Annotated in this window: 18 protein-coding genes; 2 read left to right on the forward strand and 16 right to left on the reverse strand. The window is 63.1% G+C overall.

What is annotated here, in order from left to right; genetic code table 11:
• Positions 1-3: 3 nt before the first annotated feature.
• The 8 genes from DAAHT2_RS11905 to DAAHT2_RS11940 all read right to left on the reverse strand — a co-directional run bounded on the left by DAAHT2_RS11905 (position 4) and on the right by DAAHT2_RS11940 (position 6,155).
• The gene (locus DAAHT2_RS11905) at positions 4-507 is read right to left on the reverse strand and encodes a flagellar protein FlgN (RefSeq protein WP_013164525.1); all 504 of its coding nucleotides are present in this window, start codon (positions 505-507) and stop codon (positions 4-6) included.
• Between the two features lie 169 nt (positions 508-676).
• Entirely contained in the window at positions 677-973 is a 297-nt protein-coding gene (locus DAAHT2_RS11910; protein WP_013164526.1) for a rod-binding protein, read from the reverse strand.
• Between the two features lie 26 nt (positions 974-999).
• Positions 1,000-2,136, reverse strand: a complete 1,137-nt coding sequence (locus tag DAAHT2_RS11915) for a flagellar basal body P-ring protein FlgI (protein WP_013164527.1) — start codon at positions 2,134-2,136, stop codon at positions 1,000-1,002.
• Between the two features lie 283 nt (positions 2,137-2,419).
• Entirely contained in the window at positions 2,420-3,127 is a 708-nt protein-coding gene (locus tag DAAHT2_RS11920; protein ID WP_013164528.1) for a flagellar basal body L-ring protein FlgH, read from the reverse strand.
• A gap of 14 nt (positions 3,128-3,141) precedes the next feature.
• Positions 3,142-3,885, reverse strand: coding sequence for a flagellar basal body P-ring formation chaperone FlgA (gene flgA, locus DAAHT2_RS11925; protein ID WP_013164529.1), 744 nt, complete (start codon positions 3,883-3,885; stop codon positions 3,142-3,144).
• Between the two features lie 68 nt (positions 3,886-3,953).
• Complete coding sequence (flgG, locus tag DAAHT2_RS11930; RefSeq protein ID WP_013164530.1) at positions 3,954-4,736, reverse strand: flagellar basal-body rod protein FlgG; 783 nt, start codon at positions 4,734-4,736, stop codon at positions 3,954-3,956.
• 66 nt (positions 4,737-4,802) lie between these two features.
• Complete coding sequence (gene flgF / locus DAAHT2_RS11935; RefSeq protein ID WP_013164531.1) at positions 4,803-5,537, reverse strand: flagellar basal-body rod protein FlgF; 735 nt, start codon at positions 5,535-5,537, stop codon at positions 4,803-4,805.
• Between the two features lie 303 nt (positions 5,538-5,840).
• Complete coding sequence (locus DAAHT2_RS11940; RefSeq protein ID WP_013164532.1) at positions 5,841-6,155, reverse strand: EscU/YscU/HrcU family type III secretion system export apparatus switch protein; 315 nt, start codon at positions 6,153-6,155, stop codon at positions 5,841-5,843.
• A gap of 187 nt (positions 6,156-6,342) precedes the next feature.
• Here DAAHT2_RS11940 and sfsA point away from each other — a divergent pair, with 187 nt between their 5' ends.
• Positions 6,343-7,068 (forward strand): DNA/RNA nuclease SfsA, encoded by a 726-nt coding sequence (gene sfsA, locus DAAHT2_RS11945; protein ID WP_013164533.1) that lies wholly within the window; start codon positions 6,343-6,345, stop codon positions 7,066-7,068.
• 21 nt (positions 7,069-7,089) lie between these two features.
• On the opposite strand, the gene DAAHT2_RS11950 is transcribed toward sfsA, so the two are convergent.
• The 8 genes from DAAHT2_RS11950 to DAAHT2_RS11985 are packed head-to-tail and all read right to left on the reverse strand — an operon-like array spanning position 7,090 to position 14,665.
• Positions 7,090-8,862, reverse strand: a complete 1,773-nt coding sequence (locus tag DAAHT2_RS11950; protein ID WP_013164534.1) for a complex I subunit 5 family protein — start codon at positions 8,860-8,862, stop codon at positions 7,090-7,092.
• Positions 8,859-10,376: a complex I subunit 5 family protein gene (locus DAAHT2_RS11955; protein ID WP_013164535.1), complete on the reverse strand. Its 1,518-nt coding sequence runs from the start codon at positions 10,374-10,376 to the stop codon at positions 8,859-8,861. The genes DAAHT2_RS11950 and DAAHT2_RS11955 overlap by 4 nt, the downstream gene beginning before the upstream one ends.
• Positions 10,373-12,034 (reverse strand): complex I subunit 5 family protein, encoded by a 1,662-nt coding sequence (locus DAAHT2_RS11960; protein ID WP_013164536.1) that lies wholly within the window; start codon positions 12,032-12,034, stop codon positions 10,373-10,375. The genes DAAHT2_RS11955 and DAAHT2_RS11960 overlap by 4 nt, the downstream gene beginning before the upstream one ends.
• Positions 12,031-12,396 (reverse strand): NADH-quinone oxidoreductase subunit K, encoded by a 366-nt coding sequence (locus DAAHT2_RS11965; RefSeq protein ID WP_013164537.1) that lies wholly within the window; start codon positions 12,394-12,396, stop codon positions 12,031-12,033. The genes DAAHT2_RS11960 and DAAHT2_RS11965 overlap by 4 nt, the downstream gene beginning before the upstream one ends.
• Entirely contained in the window at positions 12,393-13,487 is a 1,095-nt protein-coding gene (locus DAAHT2_RS11970) for a hydrogenase subunit MbhD domain-containing protein (RefSeq protein WP_013164538.1), read from the reverse strand. The genes DAAHT2_RS11965 and DAAHT2_RS11970 overlap by 4 nt, the downstream gene beginning before the upstream one ends.
• Positions 13,484-13,801 carry a cation:proton antiporter gene (locus tag DAAHT2_RS11975; protein WP_041719839.1) on the reverse strand — a complete coding sequence of 106 codons (318 nt, stop codon included), beginning with the start codon at positions 13,799-13,801 and terminating at the stop codon, positions 13,484-13,486. The genes DAAHT2_RS11970 and DAAHT2_RS11975 overlap by 4 nt, the downstream gene beginning before the upstream one ends.
• An 8-nt stretch (positions 13,802-13,809) precedes the next feature.
• The gene (locus tag DAAHT2_RS11980; RefSeq protein ID WP_013164540.1) at positions 13,810-14,145 is read right to left on the reverse strand and encodes an MrpF/PhaF family protein; all 336 of its coding nucleotides are present in this window, start codon (positions 14,143-14,145) and stop codon (positions 13,810-13,812) included.
• On the reverse strand, positions 14,135-14,665 hold the full coding sequence (locus tag DAAHT2_RS11985; protein WP_013164541.1) for a Na+/H+ antiporter subunit E: 531 nt from the start codon (positions 14,663-14,665) through the stop codon (positions 14,135-14,137). Before DAAHT2_RS11985 ends, DAAHT2_RS11980 begins: the two co-directional genes overlap by 11 nt.
• Positions 14,666-14,951: 286 nt before the next feature.
• Between DAAHT2_RS11985 and DAAHT2_RS14070 the strand changes: the two genes are divergently transcribed.
• A complete protein-coding gene (locus DAAHT2_RS14070) occupies positions 14,952-18,023 on the forward strand; it encodes an HD domain-containing phosphohydrolase (RefSeq protein ID WP_013164542.1) in 3,072 nt (1,023 codons plus the stop codon).
• The last annotated feature ends 46 nt before the right edge of the window (positions 18,024-18,069 follow it).

Raw genomic sequence — 18,069 nt, forward strand, 5'->3', positions numbered from 1 at the left:
GTTTTATACCTCGCGGCTGATCAGGCTGGGGCGGGAGGCCCCCGGACGCTGTTGGTGGCCCGGCTTGCCGTACCCGGTTTGCTCTTCCCCGGCGGCGCGGGTGATCAGGCTGATGGCGTCATGTAAATGACGCTTGGTGTCTTCCACGAAATTGTAGTTGATCACACTTTTGGCGGCGATATCCTGGCGCAGGGCCACCAGTTCGCGGCGTTGTTTTTCCAGGGTCTTTTTCTCTTCCCCGTCGGTCATCGCGGCCAGGTCGGAAAGCCGGACGGCGTTTTCAGAGGGCTTGCCGGTGAACTCCTCCACCGACCGCCGCAACTGCTCGTCCACCTCCTTCAGGGTGGCGATCTGTTCGGCCTTGCGACGGCTCAAGCCCACCAGTTCACGCATGTCCATGTTGACAATGGCCTGCTGTTCCCGGTCCAGCATGACCAGCAACTCGCGGGAGAGGGTAAACTCCTGCTCCAGAAGATCAAAGATGTTGGCTGGTATTTTATGCCGCATGGTCCTATCCTCTGCTGTAATGGTATCCGTTCACCAGGTTTACTAACTTAGCTGTCTGACGGGCCGTAATCGTTCAGCAGTGCCGCAGATTCGGGTAAGCAGCCAGGCGCCGCGTACACCGGGTACTCAAGCCTGGCTGATCGCCCGAAGGTGCGGTGCTGCTGAACGATTACCTGTAATGCTGCTGGTTGATCTGCCGGTAGAGCATTTCACCGAACCCCATCCCTTTGCCGGAGGCCAGGTGCCGGGCCAGCTCCTGGTCGTGGAGCGACTGGTACATCTCTTCGGCATGCCCTCCGCCCAGCAGATCGCTCTGGGGCCCGGTCTGGCGGGCCATGCTGAGGAATTTCTGCAGGATGATGGCCTCGAACTCGGCGCAGGCCTGCCGCAATTGGGGATTTCCTTCCTTATCGGACGTTGCGGTCGCGGGCTTGAATGGGCCGCCGGTCAGGCTGTTGATTTCCATGTCTTACTCCCGTGGCTGGTTGGGTTTTAGATGATTTCCAGTTCGGCGTTCAAAGCGCCGGAGGCCTTGATGGACTGAAAGATGGCAATCAGATCCCGGGGGGCGACGCCCACCGCGTTCAGGGCCTGGACCACCTCGCCCAGCGTGGCGCCGGGGTCAAGCCGTACCAGCTGGTCGCCTTCGGCGGCCATCGGTGCGGCATCCGGCTGCAGCAACTCTTCCGGGCCCAGGGCCGGTGCCACCTGCAGGTTAAGATCGCCATGGGCCACGGCCAACTCCCGGATGCGGACGTTTTCGCCCATCACCACCGTCCCGGTGCGCTCATCCAGCACCACCCGGGCCCGGTTGTCGGGAACAATCTGCAGGTTTTCCAGTTCGGCCAGCAGGAAAATTTCGTTGTCGCGGTAATTCTCCGGCACCCTGACCACCACCGTGGCGCCGTCCCGGGGGTGGGCGGCGCTGTTGCCCAGGTGGTTGTTAATGGCCTGGGTCATGCGCTGAACGGTGGTAAAATCGGGGGAGTTCAGGCTGATCACGATCTCTTCCCGTTGGGCGAAAGAAACCGGAACTTCCCGCTCCACCGAGGCGCCGCTGGGGATCCGGGCCACGGTCTGATGGTTCTGTTGCCGGCCCGGTGCCGTCGGCCCCTGGGGCTCGAAGCCGCCGATGCTCAGCGGACCCTGGGCGATGGCGTAGATCTGGTTGTCCAGGCCTTTAAGGGGAGTGACCAGCAGGGTGCCGCCCTGCAGCGAGGAGGCGTCGCCCACCGAAGAAACGGTGACGTCAATATTCTGGCCGGACTTGGCGAAGGGGGGCAGTTTGGCGGTGACCATCACCGCGGCCGCGTTGCGGACCTGGATATCGTCGGGGTTGATGTTAAGGCCCATGTTGCGCATGGCGTTGGCCAGCCCCTGGATGGTGAAGGCGGCGTTGCGGCCGTCGCCGCTGCCGTCCAGGCCCACCACGATGCCGTAACCCACCAGCTGGTTATGCCGGACCCCCTGGATGGAGGCCAGGTCCTTGAGCCGTACCGCCGCGGTGGCGTCGGCAATCACGAAAACCAGGCAGGCAAGGCCCAGCACCAGCCCGGCCACCACCGGCAAAAGCCCGGCCGGGGTAGCCGTAGTCGGCTTGCGGGAATATTTAACAGAAGCTGCGTTCATGGTCTCACCCGGATAATTTTTTTGTTCTTTCAAGGTTTATGGTGTGCGCTGCCGGTCACGAAAAAAAACTTTGTCAAGTTGTTATGCACTATCCGTGCCAGCAACCAAGGAGGAAACTTTTGCCGCCGGCAAAAGCCCCCGCCAGTGGCAAATCCCAAAAGCCATCCACCACCAGGAAAACGTCCGGCAGTGCCGCAGGTTGTGGCAAGCGAGACGGCGCCGCGTACTCCAGTACGCAAGCCGGCTCGATCGCCGCAAGATGCGGTGCTGCCGGACGTTTTCCCTAGAAGGGCCAGATGGCCTGCACTGCCCGCGACAGCCAGCCTGGCCGTTGTTTGTCGGCCAGCAGCCCTTTGCCGCTGTACTCGATCCGGGCGTCGGCGATCCGGTCGGAGTTGACGGAGTTGCTGGCATTAATATCGTCGGGGCGCACCAGGCCGGAGAGGATGATGAACTGGGTTTCGTTGTTGACCCGTACCTCCTGGTAGCCTCGGATAACCAGGTTGCCTTCCATGGTTTTGTCCACCACCCGGGCGGAGATGGTGGCGGTGACGTCGCTGTCGCGGCTGGTACGGCCGCGGCCTTCGAAGTCGGTATTAATCCCGGCATTGATGGAACTGCGTTCGCCGACGAAATTGTCCAGCCCGAAGAAGGAACTGATCCCGGCGTTGATGCTGGAGTCACGCTCGGCAATGGTGGTGGCGTTTTTGCGGCCGCTGGAGGTTTCCACCACCCGTACCAGCAAAATGTCGCCCACTTCCCGGGCCCGGTTGTCGCGATAAAGGTCCAGCCCCCGGTTGCCGTTGTAAATCGTGCCCTCGGCCGGCGTTTCCGGCGGGCTGCCGGGGTCCGGCATGGCGAAGCGTTCCGGCAGGCGCTCGGAGGGGGGGGCGGCGGCCTGGTCGCTGCCGCCGCTGCCGCTGCTGCCGGTGGTGGCGCAGCCGGTCAGCCACAGCGACAGCAGGGCAATCAGCAAGATATAGTTACGCATGACGGTTCTCCTTATTACAGTTCGGTTTCAACCAGGCCGCTGTTGACCACCCGGGCCATGATTTCCCGCCGGCTCATCAGGTTGCGGACCCGGACCAAGTCACCTTCGGCGCCGATTTCCCGCACCTCGCCCGGCGCGTTGACCAGCACCCGGCCGGTGGAGGCGCGAATCGTTACCCGGTCGCCGCGCCGCACCAGGGGCGGTTTTTCCAGCAAATTCTGGTACACGATGGCCCCGGCCTGCAGGGTGGTGCGCAACTGCATGCCGGCTACCAGGGCGGGATCGTTGATGATGCTGCCGTCCAGCATGCCGATGTCGCGGCGATGCACGACCAGATCATCGCGGCTGATCACCTCCCCCCTGTTGATGCGGCGGGCGGTCATGACCACCTGGCCCATGCGCTGCAGGTTGGCATTCAGGCGCACCCGGGCCTCGGCCTTGCCGTTGACCAGCAGGGTAACCTGAAGGCTTTGCCGACCCAGGTGGCCGGGGTCGAGGGCATTGTCCAACTGGTAGTCAAGGAGCCCGGCAGGAATGGTGACACTTGCCGGAAAGGCGGAAAAACCGCTGATCTCCAGCTCGTCCCGGGGCCAGATGCTCTCTTTGGCAATGATGGCGGCAAAAATTTCCTGCAAGTCGCTCTCCCCCAGGGTAATTGTGCTGCCGCCGCTCCGAGCCTGGACCGGAATGGCAGCCAGGATCAGCAGCAACAACAGCAGGGGGGCAATGAACAGGCGAAGACCGGGGCCGGTGGTCATGGTTCCATCTCCTCTTTTCTCAAGCCTAAAATAATGTTTGTTACTCCGGTGCTGTTGGGCGTTTATGCCTAACGCTTCAAGGTGTTGGCCACTTCCAGCAACTGGTCGGCGGTCTGCACCGACTTGGAGTTCATCTCAAAAGCCCGCTGGGTGATGATCAGGTTCACCAGCTCTTCGGTAACATCGACGTTGGATACCTCGATGAAATTCTGCAAAATCACCCCGGCGCCGTCGGTGCCGGGGTCCGACTCAATGGGGTCGCCGGAGGCCTCGGTGGGGCGGAAAAGATTGCCGCCTTCGGCCCGGAGCCCGCCGGGGTTGATAAAGTTGTGCAGGGTCAGTTGACCTTCGGCGATGATCTCCTGGGCGGCGTTTTTGGCCTGGATCAGCCCGTCGGTGCCGACACTAAGGGTGACGGTATCGGCGGGAATGGCGAACTCCGGCTGCAGCCGGTCGCCGTTCTGGGTGACGATGAAGCCGTCGGCGTCACGGGTGAAGTTGCCGGAGCGGGTGTAAAACTCTTCCCCGTCACGGATGACCTGGAAAAAGCCCCGGCCCTCGACGGCCAGGTCCAGGTCGTTGCCGGTTTCATGGATGCTGCCCTGGGTAAAGAGCTTCTGGGTGGAGGTGGCGATCACCCCCAGGCCCACCTGGATGCCCGAGGGCACCTGGCCGCCGTCCACGGTTTCCACCCCCACCGCCCGCATCTCCTGGTAGTAAAGGTCTTCAAACTGGACCCGGCTTTTTTTGAAGCCGGCGGTGTTGACGTTGGCCAGGTTGTTGGAGATGGTATCCAACTGCAACTGCTGGCCCCGCATGCCGGTGGTGCCGGAGTAAAGTGCGCGGATCATGGTTGTTCCTCCTTAATGGTTCAGCAAAAAATCATTTTTTTCGTTCAGCGGCCGAAAGCTGGTCAATTACCGGTTGAAGCGGCCGACTCGGCTGATTGCCTGTTCATCCATGTCGTCGATGGCCTGGATCATCTTCTGTTGTGCTTCATAGCTGCGTTGCAGATCGATCATGGTGGTCATCTCTTCCACCGAGTTGACGTTGGACTTTTCCAGAAAACCCTGGCGAACCTGGAAATTCATGGCCTCCAGGGGCATTTCTTCGCCTTCTGCCGCCAGCCGGAAGAGGTTGCGGCCTTCCTTGATCAGGTTGGTCAAATCATTGACACCAACCACCTCCAGCTGGTTGACCTGCACGCCGTCCACCATTACTCGGCCGTCTCTTTCCACCGCAAAATTGTTGCCGTCAACCACGATGGGGCCGCCGTCGCCCAGCACCAGGCCCCCCTCCGGGGTGCGCAACTGGCCCATGGGGTCCAGCTGGAAGCTGCCGGCTCGGGTGTAGCGGATGCCCTGGTCGGTCTGGATCCGGAAAAACCCTTCCCCTTGGATGGCCAGGTCCAGCGGGTTGCCGGTGGGGTCGACGTGTCCCTGCTGGTGGTCGGTATGCACCCGCAAAGCCTTGCCCACCCGTTGGCGCTCGGCGTTGGCCTGGTAGAGCATTTCCCAGAAGCTCACCGCGTCTTTCTTGTAGCCGGCGGTGTCGACGTTGGCCAGATTGTTGGCCACCTGGTCCAGGCGGCGCTCCTGGGCCAGCATGGTCTCCACCCCTTCAATCATTCCCAGCCGATTATGGATATACATGGCACTCCTCACTTGCACTTGATTACCAGCGAAACATCTCGTGCCGGGAGCTAATGCAAACAGCGTGCCAAGAAAAGGTAAGCGATCACAGAGCACCGCATCTTGCGGCGATCGAGCCGGCTCACGTACTGATGTACGCTTCGCCGTCTCGCTTGCCGCAATCTGCGGCACCCTGTGACCGCTTACCCCGGTTTTAGTTAGGGGCGAACCCGTCGCTACCGGGTTTCGCGGCCCCCTTCCAGTTCCCAGGCGACTTTGACGTTGCCCTGGGTCGGTGGGCTGAGTGGAGTTGCGGCTGTTCGCTTACTGGTATTCCTGGTTAGTGCGGTAGATGAAGGCGAGAATTTCCGCCACCAGCAGGTAGGTCTCGGGGGGGATTTCCTGGTAGAGGTCGAGGCGGGAAAGAATTTCCGTGAGGTCGGCGTCTTCATGGATGGGGACGCCGTGTTCCCGGGCGATGGCGATGAGCTTTTCCGCCACCGTCCCGCTGCCCTTGGCCACCATTTGCGGCGCGCTTTGCTGCTCGGCGTCGTAGCGCAGGGCCACCGCCTTCTTGCGTGGCGGTGTTTTTTGAGGATTTTTGGGAGCCCCGGGTGTCTTGGGTGTCTTGGGAGCCATTGTTTCGTTAACTTGCGGGGTGAAGTTGCTCGCTGCAGATAAAAAAAGAGTGGTTGGCCATGGTGACATTCCTGGGCAAAGGTCGTTTTTCGTGGTAGGAACCACTTTTATCCAAGCTGATCGTTAAATCCCTGTCAATGAAATTTGTCGACACTTACTCATCCTGGAAGTTTACGGGTAAAAAATCATGCGCTTTGCCCAGCAGTTGATCGCCGGCCGGCTGGTGCGGCACTACAAACGTTTCCTGGCCGAGGTGGAGTTGGCCGAAGGTGAGATTATCACCGTGCATTGCCCCAATTCAGGCAGCATGCTGGGCTGCCGGGAGCCGGGCAGCCCGGTGCTGCTTTCGGTTGCCGCCAACCCCAAGCGCAAATATCCGCATACCTGGGAGTTGGTGCAAAGTGATGGCTACTGGGTGGGGATCAACACCGCCCGCACCAATGCCCTGGTGCGGGAAGCCTTGGAAAAGGGGGTTATCGCCGAGTTGCAACCCATTGAGGAGATCCGGGCCGAGGTCAAGGTTTCCGCCCGCAGTCGGCTCGATTTTTGCCTGACTCACCCCGCTTTGGCGGCATCTGCCGGTCAGCGCGAAAAACGGCACACCTACCTGGAGGTCAAAAACTGTACCCTGGTGGAGCAGGGTCGGGCCATGTTTCCCGACGCGGTTACCAGCCGGGGGACCAGGCACCTGGAAGAGCTGTTGCGTCTGTGTCGGGAGGGCCATGCCGCGGCGGTGCTTTTTTGCGTGCAGCACGGCGGCGCCCAATTCTTCACCCCGGCGGCCCACATCGACCCCGCCTATGCCGAAACCCTGGCCCGGGTGGCCGCCGGGGGTGTCGAAATATTGGCCTACCGGGCCACGCCAACCCCGGCGGGGATCACCCTGGACACCCCGCTACCGGTGCATCTGTAAATGATCACGGAGCGTGCCGCCCTACCAGATCAGGTAGAACAGCATAAGGATCAGCAGCACTGAGCAGCAACCGGCCACCGGCCAGGCGGTGAGTTGTTTTTCCCACCGCTGGGCCGGGTTTTGCCAGATGGTGGTGATGGCATGCCACAGCCGTTGCAGCAATTGGTCCAGTTTGCCCACCGCCCGGGCGCTAAAGGTGGCCCCGGCCTGCCAGGTGGTGGCCAGCAGCGTCAGCGGGGCGGATTCCCGGGGGTTGGTGTCCAGTCGGGTCGGCCAGCGGCGCTCAAGAGGCCGGGCCAGGGCCAGGGCAGCCAGCAGCGGCAGCAGGGCGCCGGTCAGTTTGCCCGGCGTCAGCAGCGGGCCGAGGGCCGGCAGCAAGGTGGAGGCCGTGGGCAGGTAAAGGTACCATCCCAGGGGCAGGCCGGAGAGTACCAGCAGGCCCCAGGGCAGCAGCATTGTCCGGGGAGCGGCGGCGGTGTCTGCGGCGTCGGTCTGGTTGTGTTGCCGCCACTGTTGCCGCATCAGAGCCAGGAAGCGCAGCAGCAGCAGGGTGGTGGCCAGCCCGCTCAGTTTCAGCAGCCATTCCCACAGGGCCGGGTCCACCACAGTCCCGGCTCCGCCCAGGGCCAGCAACTGCTCTTTGGCGAAATAACCGCTGGTTAACGGCGCCCCGACCAAGGCCAGGGCCGGCAACAGCAGTCCCAGGGTCAGCAGTTTACCATTGGTTTTGTAAGCGGCCAGGGCCACCGCCAGGAAGAGGGCGCCCTTGGCCAGGCCGTGATGCAGGGCGTAGAGCTTGATGGTTTCAATCGCCCGGGGAAAAAGCTCCGGCACACTCAGCCCCAACCCCAGGGCGGCGGTGATCAGCCCCATCTGGCTGATGCTGGACCAGGCCAGCACACTTTTGGGTTCCTGCCGGGTCATCCCCATGACCGCGCCGTAAAAGGCCGCCGCCACCCCCAGCAGCAGGCAGAGCAGGCCCCACTCCGGCAGGGCGGGGCCGCCGACCGTGGCCTGCTCCGCTGCGGCGGGTGGCGGCGGGGCCAGAAAACGCAGCCAGCCCAGCAGCCCGGCCTTGATCATGGCCCCGGACAGCACGGCGCTGGCCGGCACCGGCGCGGCGGGGTGGGCCAGCGGCAACCAGAAATGCACCGGCAGCATCCCGGCTTTAACCCCGAAACCAAGCAGGAAAAAGAAGGTAAAACTTCCCGGCGGCGGCCCCCCGGCCATGGCCGCCGGCAGGTTGATCAGCCCGTCGGTGGTAAAAATCACCCCCAGCAGCCCGAGGAAAATCAGCACCTCGCCGATGATCACCAGGGTCAGGTAAACCCGCCCGGCCGCCAGGTCGCTTGGCCGGCGGCGGTGAATCACCAGGCCGTAGGCGGCCAGGCCCATGAGGGTGAAAAAGAGGTTGAAGCTGATCAGGTCGCCGGCCAGAATCAGGCCGAAATTGCCGGCCTGGGCCAGCAGAAAAAAGAGCAGAAAGTAATGCCCTCGCCGGTCGCTGGCCAGGTAACCGGCGGCAAACCAGGCGGCGATCAGCCACAGCCAGGCGGTAAAGAGCAGGAAGAGCCGACCGTTGGCATCCAACCGCAACTCACCTCCCAGCAGCAACCAGGGCAGCGGCAGCACCGCCTCGCCGCCGGTCAGCGCCAGGATCAGGGCCGGCAGGGCGGTTAGCGGCGCCAGCCGGCGCACTATACTTCTCGCCGCCGGCCAGACCAGCAGGGCGGCGGCCAGCAGCGGCGCGGTCACCGCCAGGGCGATGAGCAACGGTGGCGGCAGGGCGCTCATGGAAAACCTCCACCAACGATAAACTTTGCCCACGACAACGGGCTGGCCGGGGCAGCGGCCAGCAGGCCGGCGATGATGACCAGCAGGGCGGTGATCAGCGAGGGGATCAGCAGCATGTTGTTGGCCTCCTGCCCCCCTCGCCGGTGGCCGGCCTGGGTCGCCCGCCGTTCCCGTTCCGGCCGCAGCAGCGGTTCCTTAAACCAGATCCGGTGCACCACCGGCAGAAAGTAGGCGGCGTTAAGCAGGGTGCTGATGGCCAGGATGGCCAGAATCCAGGGTTGCCCGACCTCCAGCGCGCCCCAGCCCAGGTACCATTTGCTGAAAAAACCGGCCATGGGCGGCAGCCCGATCATCCCCAAAGCACCGATGGTGAAAGCAGCCATGGTCCAGGGCATCCGCCGCCCCAGCCCGGACATCTCGTCGATGCGATGGATACCCAGGGTTTCCGCCAGGTTGCCGGCGCAAAAGAAGAGGGTGATCTTCATCAGGCCCTGGTGCACCAGGTGGACCAGGCCGCCGGTAACCGCCAGCGGCCCGGCCAGGCTGACCCCCAGGCCGATATAGGAAACCTGGCTGACGGTGGACCAGGCCAGCCGTTTTTTGATGCTGTTTTCTTGCAGGGCCCGGATGGAGCCGTAGATGATGGTGGCGGCGGCCAGGATGGTAAGCAGCGGCAACACCCCCAGCATCTGGCAGAGTTCCAGGCCGTAAAGGTCGGCCACCACCCGGAAGATCCCGAAGGCCCCGGCCTTGACCACCGCCACCGCGTGCAGCAGGGCGCTGACCGGGGCCGGGGCCGCCATGGCCACCGGCAACCAGCCGCAAAGGGGCACCAGCGCCGCTTTGACCCCCAGGCCGGCGATCAGCAGCACGAAGATCAGCTGCAGGGTCAGGCGATCACTTTCGCCGGCGATGGCAGCGATCATGCCGCTGCCGAAGGCAAGGTCGCCGCCCCAGCTCCAGAGCCAGGCGGTTCCCAGCAGCAGCAAAGCGCCGCCGCCCACGGTGTAATAAAGATAGACCTTGCCGGCGGCCAAAGCTTCCGGGGTGCCGCGGTGAACCACCAGGGGGTAAGTGGCCAGGGTGAGCATTTCATAGAACAGCAGGAAAGTAAAAAGATCGCCGGCCAGCGAGACCCCCACCGTGGCGCTGACACATAAGCTGAAAAAACCGAAAAAACGGCTGCGGTTGGGGGAGTTTTCCAGATAGCCCACGGCGTAAATAGTGGTCAGCAGCCAGAGCACCGCCGACAAAGTGGCAAAGAAGACCGCCAGCGAATCGGCCCGCAGCACCAGGTTGATGCCCGGCAGCAACGGTAATACCGCCTGGTATTCAACTCCGGCAAAAAGGCCGCGGACCAGAATGGCGATCAGGATCAGTTTGCTCACCGAGCCGCCCAGGTTAAGGGTGGTGCGCAGGGCAACACTTTCTTCCCGTAAAAAGAAGATGACCACCCCGACTCCGAAGGAACTGAAAAGAATGGCCAACGGCAGCCAGGCGTTGATGTTGCTCATGGTTGCCCACCTCCCGCAACGCTCACCGCCGGTGCTTGCCAGCCAGCCGGCAGGCCGCCGCCGGTAAGCTCAAGGCTGAGCCAGGGGAACAGCCCCAGCAGGATGCCGGCTAAAGCCAGCAGCAGGGGCGCCCATTGCATTACCAGCGGGGCGGCCATAACGGTTATGGGTTGCCCGGTAACCACCGCCGTTTGCCGATGCCTGGCCGGGCGCATGAAAGTGGCGGTGATGGGGGGCAACAGGTAGGCCACGCTCAGCAGGGTGCCGCCGACAATGGTCAGGGTCCACCACCATTGGCCGCTGTCCAGGGTGGCCAGCAGCAGGTACCATTTACCAATGAAGCCGCCGCTGGGGGGCAGGCCCATCAGTATAACGGCGGCCAAAGAGATGGTTATGGCGGTCAGCGGCAAGTGCTGGCTCAAGGCCCTGAGGTCGGTGACCAACAAAGCGCGAGGTAAGCGGTCCTTCTGACCGGTTACCTCGGCGGTGCGGGCTTTGGAGGGGCACTCGCCGGGGGCCAGGCGGGGAGGGGGGGTGGTATACTGTTGCACGATACCGGCGGCCAGGAAGAAAGCGGTTTTGGCCAGGGCATGACCGGCCAGGATAAAGAGCAGGCCATAGAGGGCGGCGTGGGGGTTGGGGCCCAGCAGCAGCGGAAAGGCCAGGAACAGATAGCCCATTTGGGCAACGGTGGAGTAAGCGATCAATTCTTTTAAGGCGTGGCTGCGCAGGGCCTGCACCGAACCCCAGAAAATTGCCGCCGCGCCCAGGCCGCCCAGCAGTTGAAAGGCGGCGTAAAGTTCCAGGTCGGCGTGTTGCCACAGCGGCAGCCATATCTTGAGCACCAGGTAAAGCGAGGCCTTGACCACCAGGGCGGAAAGCAAGGCGCTGGCCGGCGCCGGGGCGTTGGCATGGGCCGGCGGCAGCCAGAAATGCAGGGGAAACAGAGCCGACTTGACGATCATCCCCAGGGTCATGAAGGCCAAGGCCAGGCGGATCAGCGGGTCGGGGTCGGCAAGTTCGGCAAACAGGGCCAGGTTCAGCGAGCCGGTTTGGCGGTAGATCAAGACCACTCCCAGCAGGAAGCAAAACGAGCCGAAGATATTGAGCAGCAGATAGCGCAGGGCGGCCTGCCGGGCGGCCGCCGTGCCCGACAGGCTTACCAGGCAGACTGCCGCCAGCCCCAGCAATTCCAGGCCGACGTAGATGTTGAACAAATCGGCGCTGAGCAGCAGGCCGTTGAGCGAGGCCCAGAGCAGTAGCCAGAGCGGGTAGAAATAACGCAAGCGCCGGTTGGCGGATGATGTTTGGGGCGTGGTTGCCCGCCCGGTGGCCGATGGGGGGTTAACATCGGTGAAATAGTGAGGGCTGTAGAGGCCCACCACGATGTTGACCAGCGCCGTCAGCCAGAGCAGCCACAGGCTCAGGCCGTCGGCCGCCAGGCCGATGCCCAGCTCCGCCGGCCAGCCGCCCAGGGGATAAAGCAGTTGCTCCTGCCCTTGCATACCGTAGGTCAGCGCCGCCAGCATGGCGGTCACGCCGGCCATTCCGGCCAGGGCAAAAAGGCGCCCCCGCCGGGGCGCGGCAAAGGCCAGGATGGCCGCAACCAGCGGCAGGACAATCAGCAGGATGGGCCAGGGGGGCGGCAGCGGGTTCATGGCGGCGGCGCGTCCCCCAGGTTGAAACCGTCCGACCCACTTTCCCTGCGGGCCGGGGGGGGCTCCGGCGCCGGGTTATCTTCCCCTGAACCATCATCTTCACCGGCCTGGCCGGCCAAGGCCAGGGCAAAACCGGTGATGCTGACGGTGATCACGATGCCGGTCAGCACCAGGGCGTGGATCACCGCGTCGGGTTCGCCGCCGGGGTTGTAAGCGACGCTGATCATCAGCAGGAAGATGCCGCTGCCGCTGATATTGACCGCCAGAATCCGGCGCAGCGTCCCTTCCGGGCCAAACAGCGCTACCAGCCCCAGCAGAAACAGCAGCAGGCCGGTAATCCCGAAAAGCAGGGCGGTGCTCATCGCTGTTCCTCCTCCGCCGGCAAGTGGCGCTGGGGGGAGGGCAACGGTTCATCGGGGGCAAACACCTGCTGCCGGGCGGCGGCCGGTGCACCGGCATCGGGCAGCAGGCAGAGCGCCAGGCCGATGGAGATGGCCGCCGCCGCCTCGATGGCCAGGATAAAGGCCCCGGCCTGTGCCGCCGGGTACTGGAAAAACAGCTTGCCCAGGGCCAGGGGCAGGGCGGCCAGCCCGAGAAAGATCAAGGTGCCGCCCACCAGGGTGGCCCGCAGCAGGGGCCGGGGACAGAATTCCGGCAGGGGCCGGCCGGCCAGGGCCAGCAGAATGCCGGCCGCACCCAGTACCGCCCCGCCCTGGAAGGCGCCGCCCGGCGCGTGCTCCCCCAGCCAGACCAGGTAACCGGCCACCAAAATGGAAAAGGGTAAAATGCCCCGGATCATGGTCAGCAGGATGGGGTTAACCGCTATGCCCACCGGCGGGCGGGGCGCTTTGCCCAGGGACCAGATGCCGATCACCGCCAGCAGCAGCACCACCAGTTCCAGCAGGGTATCAAAGCTGCGAAAGTTGAGCAGTACGGCGGTCACCTGGTTACTCACCCCGCTCAAGGGCATGGCCTCGACGGTAACCACCGCCGGCCCCAGCCGCAAAGGCGGATAAGCCCACAGCAGCCAGCACCCAATCCCCAGCAAAACCAAAGCCCCCAGGCCGCAAAAAAACACCGCCACCCGAGCAAAGCGGGCCGAAGACCGTAAACGCTCAGCAGTGCCGCAGGTTGCGGCAAGCGGACCGGCGCCGCGTACCCCAGGTACGCAAGTCGGGCCGATCGCCGCAAGATGCGGTGCTGCTGAGCGTTTACGATGAAGACGGCCGAGGAAGGAGAGTAGCAACGCTCCGCTGATTCCGGCGCCGATGGCCGCCTCGGCCAGGCCCACCTCCAGGGCGTCCAGGCGCACCCAGACCAGGGCCATGACCAGCCCCAGGGCGATGAACAGCACCACGGCCCGGAATTCCTCCCGGCTGAAGAGCACCGCCCAGGCCAGGCCCAGCAAGGTGGCGGCCAGGGTCAGATCCATTCCCCAGGTCAGCAGCTTCATGTTTTATTCCCCGTAGCGTGCGTCTGTTCCTGGTCGCGCCGGGCGGTGGCGCCCACCAGGTGACCGGCGGTGGCCCCGGCGGAGAGCACCAGCACCCAGATCAGCAGCAATTCGGCACTGACCGCCGGGCTCCAGTTGCGCAGGATCAACCCCGCCACCAGCAGCCCCAGGCCGACGTTATCCGCCTTAGTCACCGCGTGGATCCGGGTAAGGGTGTCGGGAAAGCGCAGCAGCCCCACGGTGCCGGCCAGAAAAAAGGGCATGGCCGCCACGATCAGCCCCAGGGCCAGCCAGTGTCGAATATCCGCCAGCAGTTCCAAGGTTATACCTCGTTGTCGGCCTGGTTGGGCGCCGGCTCCATCACCCCTTTTGCCCCTGGCTGGTCCGTGGCGGCGACCTCCGCCCCCCGGTAGCGGCGAACGAAGGTGATCACCGCCACCGCCGCCAGCAGGGCGTAAACCAGGGCGATATGGCGCAGGGTGGGGTGGGTGAAAACCTCGGCAAGCAGCAAAAAAATACCCACGCCGGTGGTCCCGAAGAGCTGGGCGGTGAGCATCCGGTCCGCCGCCGTCGGTCCTTTGACCACCCGGATCAGCCCCAGGCAGATGGTCAGCAGCAGAAAAAGCGTGCAGGCCAGCAGCAGAATTTCATCGTTCATGGGCGCCTTCCCGGGTGGCAGATTCCGTTTCCTGCTTGAACAGCTCATCGATCCTGGTTTCAAGGCGGCGCAATTCCTGCTCCAGACCGGGGGAACGATCCAGGCTGTGAATCTCCAGGCTTTCCCGGTCAAAACCCACGCTGAGGGTGCCCGGCAGCAGGGAAACGGCATTGGCGAAGAAGACCCGGGCCGGCCCCTCGGCCAGGCGCCAGCGAAAAGTTACCAGGGTGGGCGCCAGGCGCGGATCTGGGCTGAAGGCCCGGCGGGCCACGTCAAAACCGGCCAGCAGGGAGCGGATCATGAAAAAGGGGAGAAAGCGCAGCAGCCCCAGCGGCCGCCAGACCCAGGAATAACCCGGCGGCAGCAGCAATGAGGCCACGGCGGCGGAGATCACCACTATCAGGCCGGGCAAGAGGCCGTCGGGGGCGGCCCCGGTGAGGACCAGCCAGATGATGGCCAGCTCCAGGCTGCGGCGCAACAGCCGGCGGGCGAAATGGCGGTGGTCGGCAAAGAGGATCATGGCGGATATTCAACCACAAACCTTCTTTCGTTGTCAATCGCCGCCGCGCCGGAATCAGCCAGGCTGCTCAGGCTCAAATGGCACGATGCGCGAATTCCTGCCGCGTCATTTTGCCGGAGGTCATGGGCTCGGGCCACTGCCCGCTGGAACTGCTCCTGATCGGCTCCCTCCCGTCCTGCGCGAAGCAGTATTTAGATTGACAGCTCAGACGGCGATTCAAGATAATCAAATATCTGCTTTTATGCCCGCAAGGAAGGGCGCAGGGTAGGCGCCCAAGGAGTGAGTAATGAATGACAAACTTATTGCTGGCCAAAACCCTGAAAACGATCAGGGCAAATCGACTTGGTTGCGACGCATGCTGCAGGACTCCTTGAGTGTGCAGTCCAAGTTTTTCCTGGTCACCGGCCTGATTCTGCTGCTCAACTGCCTGGGGACGGCCCTGATCATCTATAAGGCCGAGAAAAGGCAACTGGTGGAAAGGGCTTTTGGCCAGTCGGAGCTTGTAATGGCGGCGGTGGAGGCCAGCCGGGCCTATGTTCGGGAAGAGTTGCGGCCGGTGATGTACCGCCGGTTTGGGCCGGATATTTTTCTTCCCGAGGCCATGTCCACCTCATATGTGGGGCGGTCGGTTATGGAGCGTTTTGCCCCGCTGGTGGACGATTATGACTACCGCCGGGTGGCCATTAATGCCCGTAATCCGCACTATGAAGCCGGTGAGTTGGAACGGCGGATGATCGCTTATTTTGTTGAGCACCCCGAGCAAACCGAATGGCGGGGGCTGTTGCAGGTTAATGGCAAGGACAAATTTAAACGGTTCCGGCCGGTCTATTTCGAAGAGGAGTGCCTGCTTTGCCATGGCCGGCCGGAACACGCTCCGCCGGGCCTGATTGAAATCTATGGAGACCGCCTGGGTTTCGGTCGAACGGCAGGGGAACTGGCCGGCCTGGTGGCGGTGGGGGTACCGGTGGCGGCGACCCTGGTCGAGGCCCGGCAAAAGGCGACCTTGATTTTCGTGGTGGTCGCCGGCGGTCTGGCCTTGGTGTTGTTGGCGCTGAATTTTTTCTTTCACCACATGGTGGTGACCAACCTGCGCGGGATCCTCGAAATATTTCGGGACCAGGAGGAGCTCCCCCAAGGGGTGAAGGAGCAAATTGTTGCCGACCCGGGCCAGAAAAGAAAGTTTTTTCAGCACCAGGACGAGCTGGCTGAACTGACTGCGGCGGCCCACAGCATGGCCGCCAGCCTGAGGCAAAAAAAGGAGCAGTTGCACCGCTACAACCAGGAACTCGAACAGCGGGTTGAGGAGCGCACCAGTGCTCTGCAAAAATCGGAGCAGGCCTTGCGGGAGGCCCGGGATAATCTCGAAGTGCGGGTGCGGCAACGCACCGCCGAGCTGGAGCAGGCCAATGTTGAGCTGGAAGAGAGCCGGCGCCGCATCGAGATGGCCCACCGGGACTGGAATGACGCCTTCGACGCCATTCAGGACCCCATATTCATCCATGATCGCAATCACCGGATCGTCCACGCCAATCCCGCTTATGTCCAGCGGGCCGGTCTGCCCCTGGAGGAGTTGCGGGGCCGCACCTATTACGAAATTTTCCCCAAGCTCTCCCAGCCGTTGCCATCTTGCCGGGATTTCCCGGAAAAACTTGCCCAGGAGAGTGGTGATGAAGTAACCCTGCCCCAGGGCGAGGTCTTGGTTTCCCGCTCCTTTGGAATTCGCCGGGCCGATGGGAGCTACCGCCACTCCATTCATATCCTGGAGGATCTGACCGAATTGCGCCGCTTCGCCCTGGAGCTGCAGCGCTTGAACCGCTCTCTGCGCACCATCAGCCGGGGCAACGAGGCGCTGGTCCGGGTTACCGACGAGTTGGAATTGCTCAACGAAATCTGCCAAATTCTCGTGGAAACCGGCGGTTACCAGATGGCCTGGGTGGGCTATGCCGAGGCTGACCCGGCACAAACAGTCAAGCCGATGGCCTACGCCGGTCGCGAGGATGGCTTTCTGCAGGCGGTGCCGACAACCTGGGCCGATGAACCCCATGGCCGGGGGCCCACCGGAGCTGCCATTGTCCGGCGCCAGGCCGTTGCCTCCCGCGATCTGCAAAACGACACGGATTTTGCGCCTTGGCGGGACGAAGCCCTGGAGCGGGGCTATGCCTCGGTAATTGCCTTACCCTTGTTTGATGGGGATGAGCTGTACGGCGCCCTCTCAATTTATGCCGCCGAACCCAATGCCTTCGACACCCATGAAGTGGTGCTGCTCAGCGAGCTGGCCGATGATCTTGCCTTTGGCATCCATATGCTGCGGATTCGTGCCGAACGGGAGGCGGCGGTCCGTGACCTGGCCGCCAGCGAAGCCCGGTTCCAGGAGCTCTTTGAGCACGCGCCGGCCGGTTATCTTTTGCTGCGCCTGCATGACGGTACTATCATCCAGGTCAACGAAGCAGCCATCCGGATGCTGGGTTACCAGCGAGGGGAACTGGTTGATCGCTCCCTGTTCGCCCTGTTCCCCCCGGGAGTAAACGGCCTGGCCCGGGCCGAGTCCCTGTTTGGCCTTTTCAGCCAAGGGGAACAACTCAGGGACCAGGAACTGCAGGTCAGGCGCAAAAATGGTGAGACCATCTGGATCAGCCTTACCGCCCAACCGGTTTTCGACAAAGCGGGCCGGATCGTGGAGTGCCGAGCCAGTATCCTCGATATCTCCAAACGCAAAGAGGCTGAACAGGGGCGGCAGCAACTGACCGAACGCCTGCAACGCAGCCTGGTGCAGACCATCCAAGCCATTGCCACCACCATCGAAAAACGTGATCCCTACACCGCCGGTCACCAGCAACGGGTGGCGGAGCTGGCGGTGGCTATCGCCCAGGAGATGGGGCTTGATGAGCAGCGCATCGAAGGTTTGCGTCTTGGGGCGATGATCCACGATATCGGCAAGATTTATGTTCCGGCGGAGCTGTTGAACCGGCCGGGAGAGCTTGACGAGTTGGAATTTCGCTTCATTCGCACCCACCCCGAGGTGGGTCATGAGATCATCAAGGGGGTGGATTTTCCCTGGCCGGTGGCTGAAATGGTGGTCCAGCACCATGAGTGGCTGGATGGCAGCGGCTACCCCAATAATTTGCGGGGCGATGAGATCGTCCTCGAGGCGCGGATCATCGCGGTGGCCGACGTGGTGGAGGCGATCACCAACCATCGCCCTTACCGCCCGGCCCTGCAACTGGAAAAAGCGATTCAGGAGATTCGGGAGCATGAGGGGCGGCGCTATGATCCGGCCGTGGTGGCGGCCTGTGTGCGCCTCTTTCAGGAAAAGGGGTTTCAGTGGAGTAAGGTCTGGGGCGCTGGCCCGGCCGGCTAAGGCAACGTTATGATACTGAACTTTCGGACTTGAGAAAAAAATAAAC

The organism is Desulfurivibrio alkaliphilus AHT 2, from assembly GCF_000092205.1.
Lineage (GTDB): Bacteria > Desulfobacterota > Desulfobulbia > Desulfobulbales > Desulfurivibrionaceae > Desulfurivibrio > Desulfurivibrio alkaliphilus.